Annotated in this window: 9 protein-coding genes; all 9 read right to left on the reverse strand. The window is 55.0% G+C overall.

All coding sequences use genetic code 11. The features are described from left to right. Window positions 1-5 precede the first annotated feature (5 nt). Window positions 6-1862, reverse strand: coding sequence for a site-specific DNA-methyltransferase (locus tag LRC39_RS03980; protein WP_346296412.1), 1857 nt, complete (start codon window positions 1860-1862; stop codon window positions 6-8). A gap of 9 nt (window positions 1863-1871) precedes the next feature. Then, window positions 1872-2627, reverse strand: coding sequence for a DUF4391 domain-containing protein (locus LRC39_RS03985; protein ID WP_346296413.1), 756 nt, complete (start codon window positions 2625-2627; stop codon window positions 1872-1874). Continuing rightward, the gene (locus LRC39_RS03990) at window positions 2624-5824 is read right to left on the reverse strand and encodes a helicase-related protein (protein WP_346296414.1); all 3201 of its coding nucleotides are present in this window, start codon (window positions 5822-5824) and stop codon (window positions 2624-2626) included. Before LRC39_RS03990 ends, LRC39_RS03985 begins: the two co-directional genes overlap by 4 nt. Window positions 5825-6059: 235 nt before the next feature. Beyond that, on the reverse strand, window positions 6060-6782 hold the full coding sequence (locus tag LRC39_RS03995; protein WP_346296415.1) for an SOS response-associated peptidase: 723 nt from the start codon (window positions 6780-6782) through the stop codon (window positions 6060-6062). 70 nt (window positions 6783-6852) lie between these two features. Further along, window positions 6853-11439 (reverse strand): hypothetical protein, encoded by a 4587-nt coding sequence (locus LRC39_RS04000; protein WP_346296416.1) that lies wholly within the window; start codon window positions 11437-11439, stop codon window positions 6853-6855. A gap of 2 nt (window positions 11440-11441) precedes the next feature. Next, the gene (locus LRC39_RS04005; RefSeq protein ID WP_346296417.1) at window positions 11442-13181 is read right to left on the reverse strand and encodes a UvrD-helicase domain-containing protein; all 1740 of its coding nucleotides are present in this window, start codon (window positions 13179-13181) and stop codon (window positions 11442-11444) included. Next, on the reverse strand, window positions 13174-15237 hold the full coding sequence (locus LRC39_RS04010) for an ATP-dependent nuclease (RefSeq protein ID WP_346296418.1): 2064 nt from the start codon (window positions 15235-15237) through the stop codon (window positions 13174-13176). The genes LRC39_RS04005 and LRC39_RS04010 overlap by 8 nt, the downstream gene beginning before the upstream one ends. A 353-nt stretch (window positions 15238-15590) precedes the next feature. Further along, window positions 15591-16163: a hypothetical protein gene (locus tag LRC39_RS04015; protein ID WP_346296419.1), complete on the reverse strand. Its 573-nt coding sequence runs from the start codon at window positions 16161-16163 to the stop codon at window positions 15591-15593. Between the two features lie 174 nt (window positions 16164-16337). After that, window positions 16338-16919, reverse strand: coding sequence for a hypothetical protein (locus LRC39_RS04020; protein WP_346296420.1), 582 nt, complete (start codon window positions 16917-16919; stop codon window positions 16338-16340). Window positions 16920-16984 lie beyond the last annotated feature (65 nt).

Genomic DNA, 16984 nt, shown 5'->3' on the forward strand with positions numbered 1-16984 from the left:
TGCCCTTAAAGGCTTCGCACGGTTGCAAGCCCGTGCTGTTGGAGAATGGCCGTGAGATTAGTTTTTGCCACATCGTCGGCAAACGCGCTATCTCGGAAGACGATCTGCGTCTCACCAGCAGGCGCAAGCTTCTCGTGCCAGTCGGCAATGCCCAAGGCCAAAGGCTCAACTTCTTTCGCCCCGATCGTGTCGGCAAGGCAGGCGATCAACACACCGGCACCGATACTGTGAACGGTCTTGTTCGCAACCGTCTTCGCTTCAATCGGGACTGTCAGATCGAGGCCGAGCTTCAGCAATAGCTCAAACAAAATGTCCTGCTCCGAACGGTCGGCTTTGAGATGCTGTGCGGCCTGATCTAATGAATCCGCGATATTGTCGCGGATGGGATCCCACGCGCGGATGTTGCTACTATCGAGCCGAAATGATCGATATCCAAGATCACCTGAAAACAGAGGATTCTCGGACTGGATTGCCTTTGCTGCCAAGGTCATGCGAGCACGGACAACGCCCGAAAGAGTGGCAAAATCTTTTCTATCAAGGCTTTCTGGCAATTGAACCATTATATAACGTAGCGCAGTCGACTCTTCTAAGTTTTGCTTGAGTACGGCGTGGCCCAATGTCCCGGAGCCGCAGAAAAAATCCAGGACAGTTTCATTGCCTTGGCAAAATAGCTGAAGAAGCCTTTGCAGAAGTTTGATGGGCTTTGGTGTATCGAATGGCGCATCTCCATCGAAAAGCTTCTTAAGCTCCAATGTTGCTTCTTTGTTGTGGCCAGCAAAATTGTAGTCCCACCAGGTGTTAGGTGTTATCCCTCTCTCAGTCTCTTCGAGGAATGCCTTCAGCATTGGACGAGCGTTTTTGTTTACACCCCACCAAATTCGATTGTCCGCTTCCCACCTATCGAATTGTTCCTTGTTACATCTCCAATATCGATTTGGTGGCGGGTCAAACTGCAAGCCAGTCGGACCCGTGATCGTGAATAAACCTGCCGCGTATGGCTTGCTTGCGGACAAATCTTGAGCGCGCCATACACCTCGCGCATCCTCGTCAGGGTTTTTGTAGGCCTCCAGCTGTTCTTGCGTTCGCTCCCAGGAGCGGATCTTTACTGCATCCTTGTTACGAGCATAAATTACGATGTAATCATGCATGTCCGACAGCCACTTGGCAGTGACGTTCGAAACGTAGCGCTTTTGCCAAACAATGGTTGCTACATGATTTTCTTCTCCGAAAATCTCGTCGCATAGACCTCTAAGATTGGCGATTTCGCCATCATCGATTGAAATGCAGATTAGTCCCGAATCGGACAAGAGATTCTTCGCCAGCTTCAAGCGTGGGTACATCATATTTAGCCAGCGTGTGTGAAATCGTCCGGTAGTTTCGAGTTGGCTGGTCTGCTTTACTCCTTCAACAACTTGTCCAGAATATTCAAGATAGTTCCTAATATTGTCGCTGTAATCGTCTGGATAAACAAAATCTGAGCCGGTGTTGTACGGTGGGTCGATGTAGACAAGTTTCACATCGCCAGCGTAGCTTCTTTGCATAAGCTTCAGAACTTCCAGATTGTCGCCTTCAATTATGATATTCTTCGTTTTGTCCCAATTGATGCTCTCTTCTTGTTTTGGACGCAATGTACCGGCCGATGGTGTCAAGGCGATCTGACGTGCTCTGCGCTTGCCGTTCCAGCTTAGTCCATATTTCTCTTCTCGCTCGTCAACAGCTCCACCAAGAAGCTGTTTAAGCTTGTCAAAGTCCACTTTGCCTTCGGCGAACGCCTCCGGGAAAATCGCCTTCAGTTGAGCGATGTTCTCGCCGACAATGTCCGCGCTCTGTGCAATGGGGTCCGCTCCGTCAATCTTCTTCATCTATCCCCCTCAAAGCCTATTGGCCGCAGCGCGGAGTTCTTCCTCAAGCCCTTGAATGGCGAGGTTGAGATCCACGCGGCGGTTGATCTGTTTTTCCTTGGCGGCTTTCGCACGCAGCCCGGCGATCTCACGCGTAATGCGCATGTGGTTTTCAAGAGCCGTCTGCCGGGCAGCCGCCTCGTCCGCAGTTTGGGTCAGCGCGTACCGGCCCGTCAAGCGTGCAACTGCAAGAGCCTGCACGCAGTCGATCCAGCCCTGATAAACGCTCCAGAGGCTTTGACCGGGTTGCTTGGCTAGCGGCAGGTGCGCAAGAAAGGGGGCCTCGAAGCTCTTCGATTCGGTCTCAAGACCAGAGGCCACGATTGCCCCGTCGATGACAACGGCGGTGGCTTGCGCTTGCGAGGCCCGCTTATGAGCCAGTGAGACGGTCGCAAGGCCTGTCTGTGCGGATACCAGCAGCACCGGATAAGGGACGGCGCGGTGAATAAGTTCGATCAGCCGCGTGGTCTTCGCGTCGGCGCGAAGTGTTCCTGAGAGAACGGCGATCTCGACATATTCCCTAGCCTCATCCTTAAAGGCAGGAACGCCGATATTGGCGGGCTTGAGCGACGCCACCCAAAAGATATCCTCGATGCCCTCTTGGATGATGCGTTTATCTGCTGCGGTCGGCGCGCCCTGTTCGAGGAACAGCTTCTTGGGCACCCGCTGATCGACGCGGCTGTCCGCTGGCAGGGCGAGAGCTGCGATCATGTCCTGCATGCTCATGATGCGTGGCCATCCGCGGGCATAACAGCAAGATATGCGACCACCTCGAAGTCATTGATGCCCGCAAATTCACCCTTTTGAGCGTGTGTTCCGCCCGGGCTGAAGAGGCTCGCTACTGCGCGCTCCTCCTTCTTGCCGGTGATGGACGCCACTGCTGCTGCCAACTGCTTCTGTATGGCGGTCATGTTTTCGCCGCTACGCGTGGCCCGGTCGAATACGCCGCAGGCTTGCGTATCGACTTCGTCCGCGTCGATGCAGCGTTTCTTGAGACGGTCGAGAACGATCTTGGCTTGGGTGTAGGGCAGGTGCACGACCCCGTCGTCGCCGACATGCACAAGGTAGTGGGGGCTTAAAGGGTAGCCCGGCTCAATGCCCTTGATCGCGGCTTCGCCAACAGCCCGCAGACAGAACACTACTCCGGGCGGCAGTAGGTCGGCTGAATTAGCCGTCGCTACCGCGAACGAACCGAATGGCAGACGCTTCAGCTTGGACGGATGCGATCTTAGGAATTCAGCGAGGTCGATGCGGAAGTCATTGAGGGTGAGGTCGGCAATCGACACGCCGCTCGACAAATCCTCGAGATCGATAACCGCCTCCTGAAGCTTCATCAGCTGCTGGCGGCGGTATTCCAGGTCGTTCATCGGGTTGCCTGATTGTTGTTCGATCAGGTTCTCTTCGCCCGTCGCTGAGATATCGAGTAGGACCATGCGTCCGCTGACGCGCTGCTCCAGGTTGATGTATTCCTCCAGTTCGATGTTTGGCCAGAAATTGACCAGCTGGATCGCCTCGTTTGGAGAGCCGATGCGATCTATCCGTCCGAAGCGTTGGATAATACGCACCGGATTCCAGTGAATGTCGTAATTCACGAGGTAGTCGCAGTCCTGAAGGTTCTGGCCTTCGGAGATACAGTCGGTTGCGATCAGAAGGTCGATATCACCTTCAGAAGCCAGCTCTTCGGGTCGCTCTTTAGAGCGCGGTGAGAAGGCCGTGAGAATGCTGGTCAAATCGGTGCGCTTTTCCGGCAAGGTCGTCTTGTTGCGACCTGCGCCAGTCACCAAGGCGCTATGAAGTCCAAGCTCGTCCAGCGCCCAATCGGAGAGCTGCTGGAACAGGTATTGTGCGGTATCGGCGAACGCGGTGAAGACGATGATCTTCTTGTTGCCGGGATTGAGCGGCTGGCGGACCTTTTCAGCGATGAGAGTCTTGAGGCGGTCTAGCTTGTCATCACGCGCTGGTAATACTTGGCGTGCGGCGCTCAGAAGCGTTTTGAGACGGTCCCGGTCTTCGACCAAGTCCTGACGCCAGCGCACGCGGTCTACATCCTGAAGCAGTACTTTGACATTTCGGCCAACGAGAAGCGCTTCGAAGTGTGGGTCGTCCACCTCGATATCGTCGATTGATAGCTCGTCCACGGAGTCCTCATGGGCGTCAATCTTGGCGAGCATCGCCTCTACGTCCGCGAGCTGACGCTCCAACGTGAGGGCGAAAGACGTGACCGCACTCTCCATTCGCTTCAAAATGTTGACCCGAAGCAGGTGGATGAGGCTCTGCTCGCGGTCAGCCTGTTTGAAGACGCGCTGTCCACCGCTGAGCTTGGTGCTGTATTTCTCGTCGTACGCATTCTGTTTGTGTGGCAGAACGTATTTTAGAGGCGCGTAGGCACTCAAATTCAGGCGGCGGATTTCGTTGTTTATGTCTCGGATGGATCTGAACTCGCCAGCTCGATCTACATCCGCCTTCACGTTGATCGGCGCAAGCCGCCTCGGGAATTTGCCGGTTTCTTTGGTGCCGTAATACTTCTCGATGTGCTTACGCGACCGCGCAATCGTGAGCAGGTCGAGAAGCTTAAAGTAGTCGAAGCCGAGCATGTCGATTAGACGGGCTGGCTTACGTTCGTTCTCGGGCAGCTCCAGCCAGCGATTGAACTGCGCTTGCGCAAGCCGTGTGGTCGCCTCGATGCTGGGGATGCTGTGCCCGGCAAGTGCCGTATCGACGCCTTCGGTCACGAAGGCGATCTGGTTCTTAAGGTCCGCTAGGCGGTTGTTGACGGGCGTCGCCGAGAGCATCAGCACGCGCGTTTTGACGCCAGACTTAATGACCCACTGCATTAGACGGTCGTACCGGGTCTCGCGATCCTTGTGGGTCGGTTTGTTCCGGAAGTTATGGGACTCGTCGATGACGACGAGATCGTAATTGCCCCAATTGATATGGCTCAGGTCGATGTCGCCCGACATGCCCGCGTCGCGAGAAAGGTCGGTATGATTGAGCACGTCATAGTGCAGCCGATCCGCACCAAGGCTATTGCGCCGGTCGTTCGATTTGTAGAGCGTCCAGTTATCCCGGAGCCGTTTGGGGCAGAGCACGAGCACGCGGTCATTGCGCAGCTCGTAATACTTAATGACGGCAAGGGCCTCAAACGTCTTACCAAGGCCGACGCTATCGGCGATGATGCAGCCGCCGTAACGCTCCAGCTTGTCAATTGCACCGATCACTCCGTCCCGCTGGAATTTGAAGAGCTTCTTCCAGACGACGCTCTCGCGGATGCCGGTGCCCGATTTGACGATCTTGTCTTCGTCCAGTTGCTCTTCCAAATCCCTGAAGAGATGAAAGAGCATCAAGAAGTAAACCGTGCTCGGCGCGTTGTGTTCAGTGAGCACCTTCAACCGGTCGAGAATTGCGTCCTTAGTGGCAGACGATGGTGGCAAACTGTTCCAGACCTGCTCGAACCACTCATTCAGGTTTGCGATTTCGCTCGACTCTTCCGTGAATTGGATCAGAGAGACCTGGTCGGACGGTGTGAGCCCAAGTCCGTCTGTCGTGAACGGGCAATGGCCTGTGATGATGCGCCGGTGTTCGGCGTCACTCAGTCCAAAGAAGGACTGGGGCAGAGACTTCGGCGTTGCGCGTACCTCGACCTTTGTCTCCAGCCATTTGGAAAATTGCAGCGCAAGGGCGCGCGCGCCCAGCTTGTTGCGGAAAGGTCGCTCGGACTCGCCGCCCAGCAGTGCAGATTCCAAATCGAGCAAGGCCGGTATGATCGCGCGGCTTCTGTCGATTGCTGCAAGAGGTTTCGATAGCTCGCCGAACGCATGCAGAGACAACTCAGATGAAGCTACGTCCATTGCTGCGCCGCTGGTGAGTGAGCGACGAAGCTCGTCGATCACTCGGTCATTGCCTGCATTCTTGATGAGCCTCATGCCAGTCCATTTCCGTCTTGGTCGCGAACGGCCAACCACATTTCATCTACGGAATGGCGGCATCGAGCAACAAAGAATCGTCACCATCGAGCCAGTTTTGCACCGGGCAATCGACGTCAGAATCCATTTAATTACAGGAGCTTGCGTCCGGGGCGCGCAAGAATTCTCGGCCTGCGTTGCTCGTGGGTGCCAAAACGGGCGGCGAAGCGAAAAACGACGGGCCTGAATAGCCCTTCTAGTCTCCGCAGCCATCTTCTTTAACACCGCGAGCGACAATTCTAAGAGCGTCATTGGGCAATGGGCGCTGGAGTCTGATAGCCTCATCCGCAGGTGCGGTCAGCCAGGTTTCGATTTGGACCGGCTCGGTCAGGATAAGCGGCATTGCCTTGGGGTGGATTGGGGCAACGACGTTATTGGGGGCGGTGGTCAGAAAGCCGAAGACGTCATTTGTCGTCTCGCCTTCCTTGACCTTTCGGACCGAGGTCCAATTCGTCCAGATTCCTGCAAAGACCGCGAGAGGTCGGCTTTCATCCAAAGCAAACCAGATGTCGCCGCCTTCCGCCTTGTTGAACTCGCTGAAAGAAGTGAAGGGCACGACGCAACGGTTCTCGACACCGAGCCAACGCTTCCAATGCTTGCTGGTCGTGTTGCGGATATTGGTGGTGCCGCTGTCAGGCTCCATCCGCAGCAGCTCCTTAAAGTCGACAGCCTTGCCCTTCGCCTCCAGCTTCGCCGCGCGCTTCTTGGTCGCTTCCATCAAGGCGAGCTGGGATGAAGGCATGCCCCACCGAGCGCGGGCAAGCTCGCGTACGCCATCCGGAGCGTTGCGGACTATAGGTGCCGAGTAATCCGGAAACACGCCCGGCATCGGCGGGAGATTGCCGGTGATGTCACGGATGGCCCGCGTGAACGCGATGATCGCGGCCTGCCCCTTGGTGAGGCTGTAGAGGTTACACATGCGCGGATAGTCAATTTCTTCTGAACAAGTATTGATAGATCAAGACAAAAGAGGGCTGCTCGATTGCCAACTAGTTCCAGTCCGCGAGGATAAAGCGGCTCGGTACGTCATCGCCGAACAACTTATCACGGCGTTTGTCTTGCCATCTCTCAATACGATTCTCGATCTTCCGCAATAGCGCCGGGAAACATGCCAAGAAAACGTCGGATCCTGTTCCGAAGCTGTCTCTCCAAATGATAAATCGAGCATCAACAATTTTGACAAAGAGAACAGATGCCTCCCAAAACTCTGTGGCCGTCTTCGCTGCCTTCATTCGTTTATACCAATGCTTGGACCATTCATTCCGTTCGTATGCTATTTGAGCTGACCGTCGTGCAATGCCGATAAACCCGCTTGCATCGACAAACTGTGTCAATACTGCATCAGCATGCGAACTACCGTCTGAAAATCCTGAGATCGTCAAGGCGCGGCAAACATCTGTCGGTTTACCGGCGGCAAGTAGCTCATCCACGCCTTCTTCAACAAGGGCGGTTCCACCGCAGCTGATGGCTGCTGCGATCTCCAGCGCTAAGCCGGCGTCGCTGAAGACCGATTTCAAGCGAGCCTTACAAACGGGCGCAATGCTAGTTGAAGCTGCACTCCGCCAGACGGTGAGTGCATCACATGGTACTTTCGCAATACCATTGACGCGCGCGACAATAGGCGAGAGCCTACTCAATCGTTGCAGCATATCATTCGCTGTCCCTACCCCATGGCGAGCGAGCGCAACCGAGAGTTGGACAGCAAACCGATGGGCGTGACGCAGTTGGATATCGTTTGATGAGCCAAGTGATGCCAACCAGCGCATCGCTGCGTCAAGGTCGGCATCTACCAGTGCAATGATGCCTTCGTCGGACAGATCCGCAAGAACAAGAGATGCATCCTCAGCACGGAGCTCGTCGAAAAACTGTTTAGCCTGAATTTGTAACTTCTTCTGCCGTTCGTTATAGGAAGAATCTGACTCAGCGGCCCAATCCAACTGCGCGCGGAGACCTGCTGGCTTGCGTTGCCTCACTGAAATACCGGGAGGGCCGAATACCGAGCTATTCAGACATTCCGTTGTAATTTCCGGAAGGTTTCGATCAAGATTGCGGCCTAGGGCCGCCCTTAGTGCGCCATCGATCCGTGCCACGGCCGTAGGTGCCACCTCTTTTCCGAGGGTCTGAACGGCGTAGCCCAGGTGTGTAATATCAATCTCTTCTACTGTCTTGTCGGCGTCAATCAGATGACGCTTGGCTGCTTCAAGAATCGCCGAAGAGCCGTACCATGTCTCAAAACTATCCTCGGAGTTCCGCCAATTGGATTTGATGGCTGCTTCGAGCAACGAAGGTTCGTCTGACGAAGCTGCAATTGCCAGAGCTTGTACTCGAACCGAGCGATCTGGCGACTGAATTAGCTTCAATACAATCTGACATGAACGCGATGAAAGCGTCGTTCCAGAGTAATGTAGTGCAGCCAGAACATTCGCAGTTGCAACGTGGTCGCCACGGTCGAAAGCCTGTTCAAGAACAGAGTCAACAACCGTCACAGAGGCAGGCCGAAAACTATGCAGTAGGTCAAGGAGGAGAGGCCCGGATTGGATCTCAGGAACCGCGAGTAGCATCTGATCAGGGGTGTGGTGGGGACAGGCCAGCATTAGTGAGTATTGCCCAGTAAGCCACTCATCGCGTTGTCCATCTGAGCCGTCGAGTTTGCCCACGCTAGATTGACCTGACGAGAGGAATTCTTGTGCCTGCTGTTGAGTAATCACGCTGCTATGCTCAAGCAACGCAATCACGCCTTGGCGTCGGGCAAGTCCCTTTCGAGAAAGCACGTCGGCTGCTAACCCGCGGTGGACAAACAGTGCATCCGACGGATGGAAGCGCGTGACACCCGCGCGTGCCATGGTGAAAAAATGATCCTCCGGCCCTTGTCCCATGTGGCATGCAAGGCTCGAAGGATTGATTTTTCTATACTTTGATGCGGTATCTCCGACATTGACAGGCTCGACCGCGACTGGGTCGCATGGGTCCACATCGCAGTAAGTCTTGAGCAATGACCAGCCGGGAAAGTGAGGGCGGTCGCGCGTCAGCCATTTCGCGAGGTCGTCTGCCTCCCGGGCATCGTTCAAGTCGCCTGTGGAGCGAAGAACCTCCACACGAGACCATTGTGCCACCGAGGATGACGTGGCAGATGGGAGCGCGCCGATCTCGCTAAGTAAAGCAGACCGAGTGGCCTGCCAATCCACCTGGTTAAATCTCACAAGTTGTCGAAACTCTTTACTAGGTGAGTTGGCAGGCGAATTCAAAGCATCGGAGAAACTCCAGCGTACCAACGCCGAAGCGAATTCAGCCAATGGCATCCCGGCAAGAAGATAGAAACTGACGAGGGTCAAATCGTCGAAATGGTGATAATCGTACTCAATGAGGTTATGCGAAACGAAAGCGCGCTCAACCGATGTAAGTGACGCGATCTTTGCTTCGATTTCGCGCTGCCGCTTTCGCCGTTCCTCTGCTACCTGTTCCGTCGGTTCACGGCCATGTACCATGAACATGGATCGTTCGGGAGCAAGAGAATAATACGAAAGCCACCTCTTCAGCGCCTTTGAGGTCGCATCCCGAACGGCCAGCTCCTCACGATTCACTAGCAGAGCGTGAAAGAGCCAATTCCTGTTCTGGACGTGCTTGTTGGCGGTGTAGGAATGCTCACTTGCGATAAGGAACGCTTGCGGAGCCGTCCGGACCAACGCCGCAAACTGAGCCTCTTCGTACTGTGGCAGGTTCTGAAGGAAGACAAAGTGCTCAAGCAGGCAGGACTTAACCTCCAGGAAAACTGCGTCATCCAAGCACGCGGCCTGCACTGCAAGAAAGACAACCTGCGCAGCTTCATCCAAGGCGGCGATAGGCTCCAGGATTGCTTCCAATCGGTCGACGAGTGAGCGATGGTTTCTGTGCTCCCTTTGAAGCGCATCGATCAGCCAAAGTGCCAGTGCAAGAGTAAGTCCCTCGTCCCGAATTGAATAAGACGAAGCGGTACCGGCGATAGCAGAAAAGAAGCGGAGAGAAGAGATGGCCTCTAGGTTCCGCTGCTGAGACGCGTCAAAAAGACGTAGGTCGTCAGTCTGGTCAGCTTGCTTGCGCTTCAGCATTTGGTCCGCGAGGCTTCTGAGGACTTCGGCGAAATCCCGCCCCGACAGATTTGCAGCGCCCGTGCCTTGCGCCTTTCTCATGTGTTCGAACATAAGTCGTCCGACGCTAATTTCGTCGAAACTCTCTATGTCGCGTCTGCCAAGTAGGTCCGTTGCGATCCCGAATATTCGCGGATTGCGAAGTGTCTGGAACACATCATTATGGATATGCGAAAAGTCGACATTCTGACCTTGCAATAGATCGCGCAGCTCCGCCTCAGTCCAGTTGACGACAGTTACGGGCGTGAAGCTGGAAGAGAGCAGGTTGCGAAGGTCTCCCCAGTGGCTCGACCGCGTGGTCATAACGAGGCAGCCGCCCAAAGCTCTGAGCTCGCTTGCGGCGAAGTCTAGCCATCTCGCCCAATCAATTTTTAAGATCTGATTTAGACCATCGACGACAAGTGTAAGGCGAACGTTGGTGGGAGCGGGGTTGTTGCGCCACCCGCGTAACCGGCGGCGCCATCGGTTACGTTCGGCGTCTCTGCGTTGACCGGAGGTCTGCTGAATTAGTAGATCGATAATCCATCCCTCGAAATCGCGCTTGATCTCGCCTTGGGCGAACTCGTCCGCTGGACAGAATAGGAGCAGTGAACGAGGGGAGCAAGCTAGCCAGCTCATGACAGCTAGCCATGATTTGCCAACTCCTTCCTCGCCAATCACTGCGTAAATTGCACTGGAGGGCGCTCCATTGAAGGCTGTCTGCAGATAGTGCTCCAACGGACGCGCCTTGGTAGGGCTACTGTTGCTTTGGTCTAGTGGAGCTAATGGTTGGCCGAATCGAGCTCGTGCGCGCTCTTTGCCAGATAGGGCGGTGGACATCCAATCGTAATTGGCGACCTTTGCTTGTCCCAAGCCGACTGATTCCGTTGATAAGGCATCGCGAAGCGTTGTGAGCCGACTGTGATAGTGGGAGTGACGTTTAAAATGCTCGATTGCCAATAGTGCTGGTCCAACCATATGGTGGTTGACTGTCCCGTCCAAGTTGTTCCGCAAAAAAGTCTTTGCATCTTCGTCGGCGGCGAGTATCGCAACGAGTAAGCTGCCGAGATCATTATCTGACCAATCGAGGACAAATGCCCCTATTCCGATGCGGGATGTCCAGTTGCGCAGATCGCTGACTGCCTGTGCGGATATCTCGCAAGTCGCTCCTAAGATCCAGAGATCAACCTGACCTTGATCGTCGGCCTCAAGGTCGTAGAGCTTGGCCGCTATATCGGCTTTCGACGGACTGTCGTTATACCGCTTGCCCTCGAAGTAAGTCGCGCCGCTGTCGAACGCTGACTCTCCGTCTCGACCTCTTTGCGACCCTGACCGCGCAAGTCGAAAAGATTGTCCGGTGACAGCCCCTAAGACGATTCCCAAGAGACCTTCAAAACCGTCTGGGCCAGACGGATTGAGGGCAAGGAGGGCATTACGAAGATGCGATGCGTGGGAGAGGTCAAGCGAGTTCATACTTAGACCGGGAATTCAGCGGGCTGAATCGTGTCTGGGCCAAACCAGGACGATAACGTTCCCAGTGCAGCGTCGGAAAGCTTCTGCGTGAATAGCAGCGCAAGACGACGCTTGGGACGAGAACACGCGACGTAGAATAAGTTCCTGTTCCGCTCGAACATTGCTGCTTTGGCGGGCGGCACCTGCGGTGCTTGAGCCAATTCTAGCATCTCCCCAAAATTGTACTGATTCCAGCCGCGGCCGATTACAACCAACACGTTCTCGAATTCGGCTCCCTTCACTCCATGCTTTGTTTCAAAAGGAGAAAATCCAGATAGGTAGCTGCGAAGGGAGATAATCTCCTGATACTGAACAGCGCGAAGCTTGTTCCATTCGACTGTTGCTGGAGGGACGTCCTCCTCTTGGGACGCAGCAACGACTTGTGCCTGGCTGTCTCGCTCAATCAAAGCGTCGGGAAGACGCGGGTGCTTTACTTGGCGAAGATGATCAACGATATCCCCAACCGTGCCATTCTGTCGAAGTTCCACAAGAGAGTTCATCGCGCGGGACCACGAAACTTTGTCAGCATGGCGGTTGAGCAGAGGGACGGCGCGATTTAAGGAAGAGAACATCTCTCCATAGCGCCGTTGCAAGAAGGCATCGCAAGCAGGCTCCAGTTCGTCGACTAAAAAGGCTATGAGGGGATGCTCCTTCTTAGTGAAGGACTCGTTATATCGAAAGGTGCCGGGGAGACTGGAGTAACCCTGCTCACTGGCGAGTAGACGATGTGTAAGCATTAGGACTTTCGTCTTCGCAGCAGAAAAGTCCCATCCGCTTTCAGTTAAGTCGTGCTTTACTCGTTGAAGCAGAGCGTGGCCGACATCAGACGGAAGATCTCCGCCCCAATGAGCGCCTGCCTGACGATCGCCAATCCAAGCATTGCTGTGGATTACACGTACGTCGCCAAGCGCGTCTGGATCTGATACAAACTGAGGCAGATCCGGTCGCATACGATTGAGACAATCAACAATCGTTTTGACCGATCGGAAGTTGGCCTTCTTACCAATTACAGTTATTGCCGGGTGATCGATGGTGCCGCACCCATTTCCATAGATCTTTTGCCAGTGGTCGCCAAAGAAGCCGAAGAGCGGAGCCGCATCCTTTCCGAGATAGTGGTTCTTAATCGCCTGGATCCAATCGGAATCCGTGTCTTGATACTCATCGATAAGAATGATTGGAAAACGGGCGGACATTAATCGTCGAAATTTTTCATTCTCCATCAGTTTGATTGAAAGCGGAAGAATATCTTCGTGTCCCAGCGAAATGGAGTGCTCCTTGATCGATCGATGACCTAGACTGTACTCGATTGAGCGAGACCCAAGACCGCCAGCTTCTGCGATCCTTTCCTGCCAGACCGGACTGTCGGACAGGTGAGACCTGAGCTGCTTTTGAAATCCCTGGATCAAGGACCAGCAGAAGGCGTGGTTAGTGTCGCAGTAAATCACCGGACTTCGATCGGTTCGTGCGTTGATTTCGTCCTTCGCGACGTTAGTAAAAGTTATGCACGCAATCTGTTGGTTCTTGCGCGTCAGATCTCGATGGTGGCGCTCGGAAAGATACATCAGAGCTTTTACGAGAGAATATGTTTTTCCAGCTCCAGCACCGGCCTCAAGGCGGAAACTCTGGCCGCCCTTTAGGCATTCATACATGTTTGCGAGGGCTTCTTGGCTGGCTTGCTCGGCGGGGGACACCACATCAGGCATTTGGAGCCCCTGTGTTCGAGGGGATTGCTGCGACCGCGAGAGCCAAGGCAGGGTCTTGAGGCGGTGGAAGGTCGTTTGCAAGCCAGCGTACCCCGTCGATTATGTACCGGGGGGCGATCCATGTGTGATCTTCGATGGCGTGCTTGAGCGCAAATTCCGACTTCTTGAATGAGGACGCCTTTTCTCTTGCGGCGGTTGCCAGCTCGTTCGCCGTACTTCCGGTGATGCTAAATGCGGCAGCGTTTGCTAGGATAAACGCGTCTTCAAAGGTTCTCCCACATGGTCCATCTAGTGTTTCTGCGCATTGGTAGGCCACCCTATTGCGGCCTTTGATTTTATCAGCATCTGCTTTGCTCGATAGGACTGCGAGAGTCAGAGGGGTGTCGGAGGAAAACCAAGCCTTTAGGCATGCGTTACTTGTAGTCGTCCCCTCGTGCACGGCGCATGCTGCTCCGCCAGCAACTTTGACGGAGTCAATATCGGTGATGATAAGCGATCTGAGTTCAAGGAAATCGAGTAACGGCAAAAACAGGTGAGCGTAGGCGCCGCCCACCTCCAGCACTGTCAGGTATTGTGTCGACAGCTTCGGACACTTCGGGTCCATTGCCTCGAGCTTCCCTATAATGATTGGTAAAAGAAGGCGCTCGCTGAGCCCCTCGACAAGAATCGCCTTGTCGGCAAAAAAGAGGTCGCATCGGGTGAGGGTTAAGTATTGATGTAGAAACTTACGATCAGAGGCCGTTGTTCCGGCGAGGCCTTGGCGAAGGTCCTTAATTCGTGCCTGCCTGATCCCGGCTTCCGCGCCAGGAACATCGCTTCCCAAGAAATAACGGATGCATTCAAATCCTGCCGCATTTGCAATGTGCGAAGAGTGAGTTGATACAACAAACTGGACAGGCCAGCTCACGTTGTCGCCTGAGGCTTTTGACAGCTCCTGAGCAATCTTGTCTAGCTGTCGGATGAAGACCTCTTGCATCTGCGGATGGAGGTGCGCTTCAGGCTCTTCGATGAAGACGACGTGCATTCCGGGAGAGGTGGCCTCGGCTCTGTATGCTCTATAGAAGCCGACGAGTTGTAGGAGAATGAAGATAAGATTGCGTACGCCGAGGCCGTTGTACGATTCTGGAAGTGAGACGCCGCCATATCCTGCATAACGGACTTTCGTGAAATTGGACAAAAGCGATTTGATGTTTAGCGTCGTTTCAGTACGAAGCTCTTGTCCACCAAGTCCTGGATACCCAAAACTTTGCAGGGTCGGCATTAGCGTCTTGAGCTGACCGCTGAAATTGCTGTCGATCTGAACTTGAATATCGCTCACGGCCGTTGTTAAGGCATCAGCGATCAGGCGATCCGCCGTATCTGCTGTCGGAGATGTGGCCGTGGCGAAGAGTGTTTCGAGGATCTTTGCGAGGACATCAGACTCGCGGGTCGTTACGTCATCAAGGCCACGTTGAGCGTTGATAAACCCGGTTCGTACAAGATGCCGTAGCTGAGATTGCCCAAGCTCACGCTGATTGCTCGTATCATTAGGATCTTGCGCAATCACTCGAAGTGCATAGCAGGCTGGAATGCGGTCACGTAACTTGCGAAAGAATACCAGTCGTCCATCCGCGTCGATCTCGCCGTCAGTAAGTCCCTCGAAAAAGCTCTTTATCGCGCCATCTCTTAGCTCATATCGGAGGACAATGCTCGCTTCAAAGCAATCGGGATCGAGATCTATGACAAAGGGTGCAAGAGGACCGAGATCGGTGACGGTCGGATCGTAGCGGCAGACTAACGTCAGCTCGATCATCGGCAGAAGAGGTCTTACAATGATCTCCGGATCACCGTTCTTAACGGCGTCGCGAGCCTTACAGAACCCGTCGTAGCAAGCACTGGAGAAGTCCTCCAGTTGGAAAGTCGTTGGTCCCTCGTCTAGAAAGCGTCGCATAACTTCAGACAGAGAAGTTTTGCCGCTGTTATTGCGCCCAACGATAACGGTGGCTTTCTCTTCCAAAACTAGGTCGACATCAGCGAGAAGACGAAAATTCTTGATCGTCGCTTTGTGAATACGCAAATTTGCCCCCAAACGAGGCCCCATCCCCAATTCGATTCGCCTCGGTCCCAGCTAAGGCTACAACCGGAGCGGGAAATATGGCAACCGGCGACAGATGCATCTGCGCGGGTAGGGTGAGTTGGGTAATCCGCGTTGCTGACGAAAGTCAGGCTAGTCTGTGCTTATAAGGTCGGCATTGCCAGTGTGACGGAAACAGAACGAGTTCGGTCAACATTACGGTCGACATGAATAGGCCAGTCCGACTCTCGTTGCCGCAACACCGGTACCTCAGGGCGATGAATGTCGCCGTTGATTTTAGCGATAGCAATTGCGGTCGCTGGTCGGCGCACTCATGCGGTCGAGACCGGCGCACCTCACACCGGCGGCTCAGGCCAGTAAGGGCGAGGGTAGCGCCTTAGAGGCTTGGTTATCCAGCCCATTCGTTGTCCGTCATCACCTCGCCACCAACGCCACCACACTATCGTGGAGTCCGGGGCTGCGTCGGCAAAGATGTATTGGCTGTCCGGAGGGATGACCTTGCCTCTGCGGAGCACGATTTCGACCATGCCGTCGATCGAGGATTGATCCGTCGTAATCTCGTCTGTGACATCGAAGCGCGGCGGGTCGTCGTCCGACAGAAATTGCACTGGCTTGCCGTCGTGCACGAATTGCGTCATGCCCCGCCGAAACTCTTCCGACACCCGAAAATGACCGGGGCGGTCAAAGATCGCTTCTTTGGGAGCCAAGCTAATAAGCGGTGGAAAGCGGCTGCGATATAGCTCCATCAGCCAGGCCATCCGTCGTTCGCCGAAGGCCTCTTCGAGAGTGGGGAGGGATCGCAAGGCCGGAGCCGGAAACGCGGGCAGGGCTGCCGTTAGCGCCGCGGCACCGAGGCCGGTCAAGACTGCGCGGCGTGAAGGCGGGAATTGCTTTGCAAGTTCCGACATGTCGACCTCCGATCGATCAGACTCTCCGGTTGCGAGAAGGTCCGCATTGGCGCGGCGACGATGAGTCAGCGTTCATGGTGCCACCGTTCCAGAAGCTCTTTGACGGCGCGAGCCGGGCGGCACCGGGCGCTGCCCGGCTAAGGCTGGCCACGGCATCTTCCCTTGTCTGCGGTATCACACGATGTTCTCGTGAAGATGCGTGTAGCAGGGAATGTTGCGCCAGCTGTAAGGCAGCTCAAAGCTAAGCCAGTCGAAGCTTCTCGGAGGTGGCCAGCCAGCCTCCTTCCAGCCGTCGCCCCGCCACCAGCAGGCTTGCCAAGGCTCCGATTGCAAGGTGGCGTTGCGGTACTCGGGCCCGATCGCGCCAAATAGCCGAAACGCCAGCTCGACCGCTTCGTCGATTTGCCCCTGCCAGTATGTATCGCCCGTGGCCGGATCCTCCACCTTGTCCAGTTCGAGCGGCTGCGAGAACGGCTTGCCGGTTAGCAGAAGATCTCGCCATCCCTCGCGAAAAGCCTCAGAGATGCGGAAGCGTCCGTCGCTGTCGAACAGCACCGCTTCCGGAACATAGAGCAAGTCGTTCTTTGGACAGACGCCATAGGCGTGGCGCAGCCGCGCCATTCGCTTGGTGCCGAATATTGTCTCGATTGAAGGCGCTGCGGGCGCGGGCGATGCCTTAATAGCCAATGGCAACGTCGCCATCAGGGTCGCCGCACCCATTCCTTCGAGCACGCAACGTCGTGTGAGGCCAGGCATGATGCCCCTCCTGCAGCTTGACCAATCTGTGTTTCGAAAGAACCGCGCAACCGCGCGGGCATGCC

Origin of the sequence: Rhodopseudomonas sp. P1, from assembly GCF_039642825.1 — a bacterium.
Classification (GTDB): Bacteria; Pseudomonadota; Alphaproteobacteria; order Rhizobiales; family Xanthobacteraceae; genus Rhodopseudomonas; species Rhodopseudomonas palustris_H.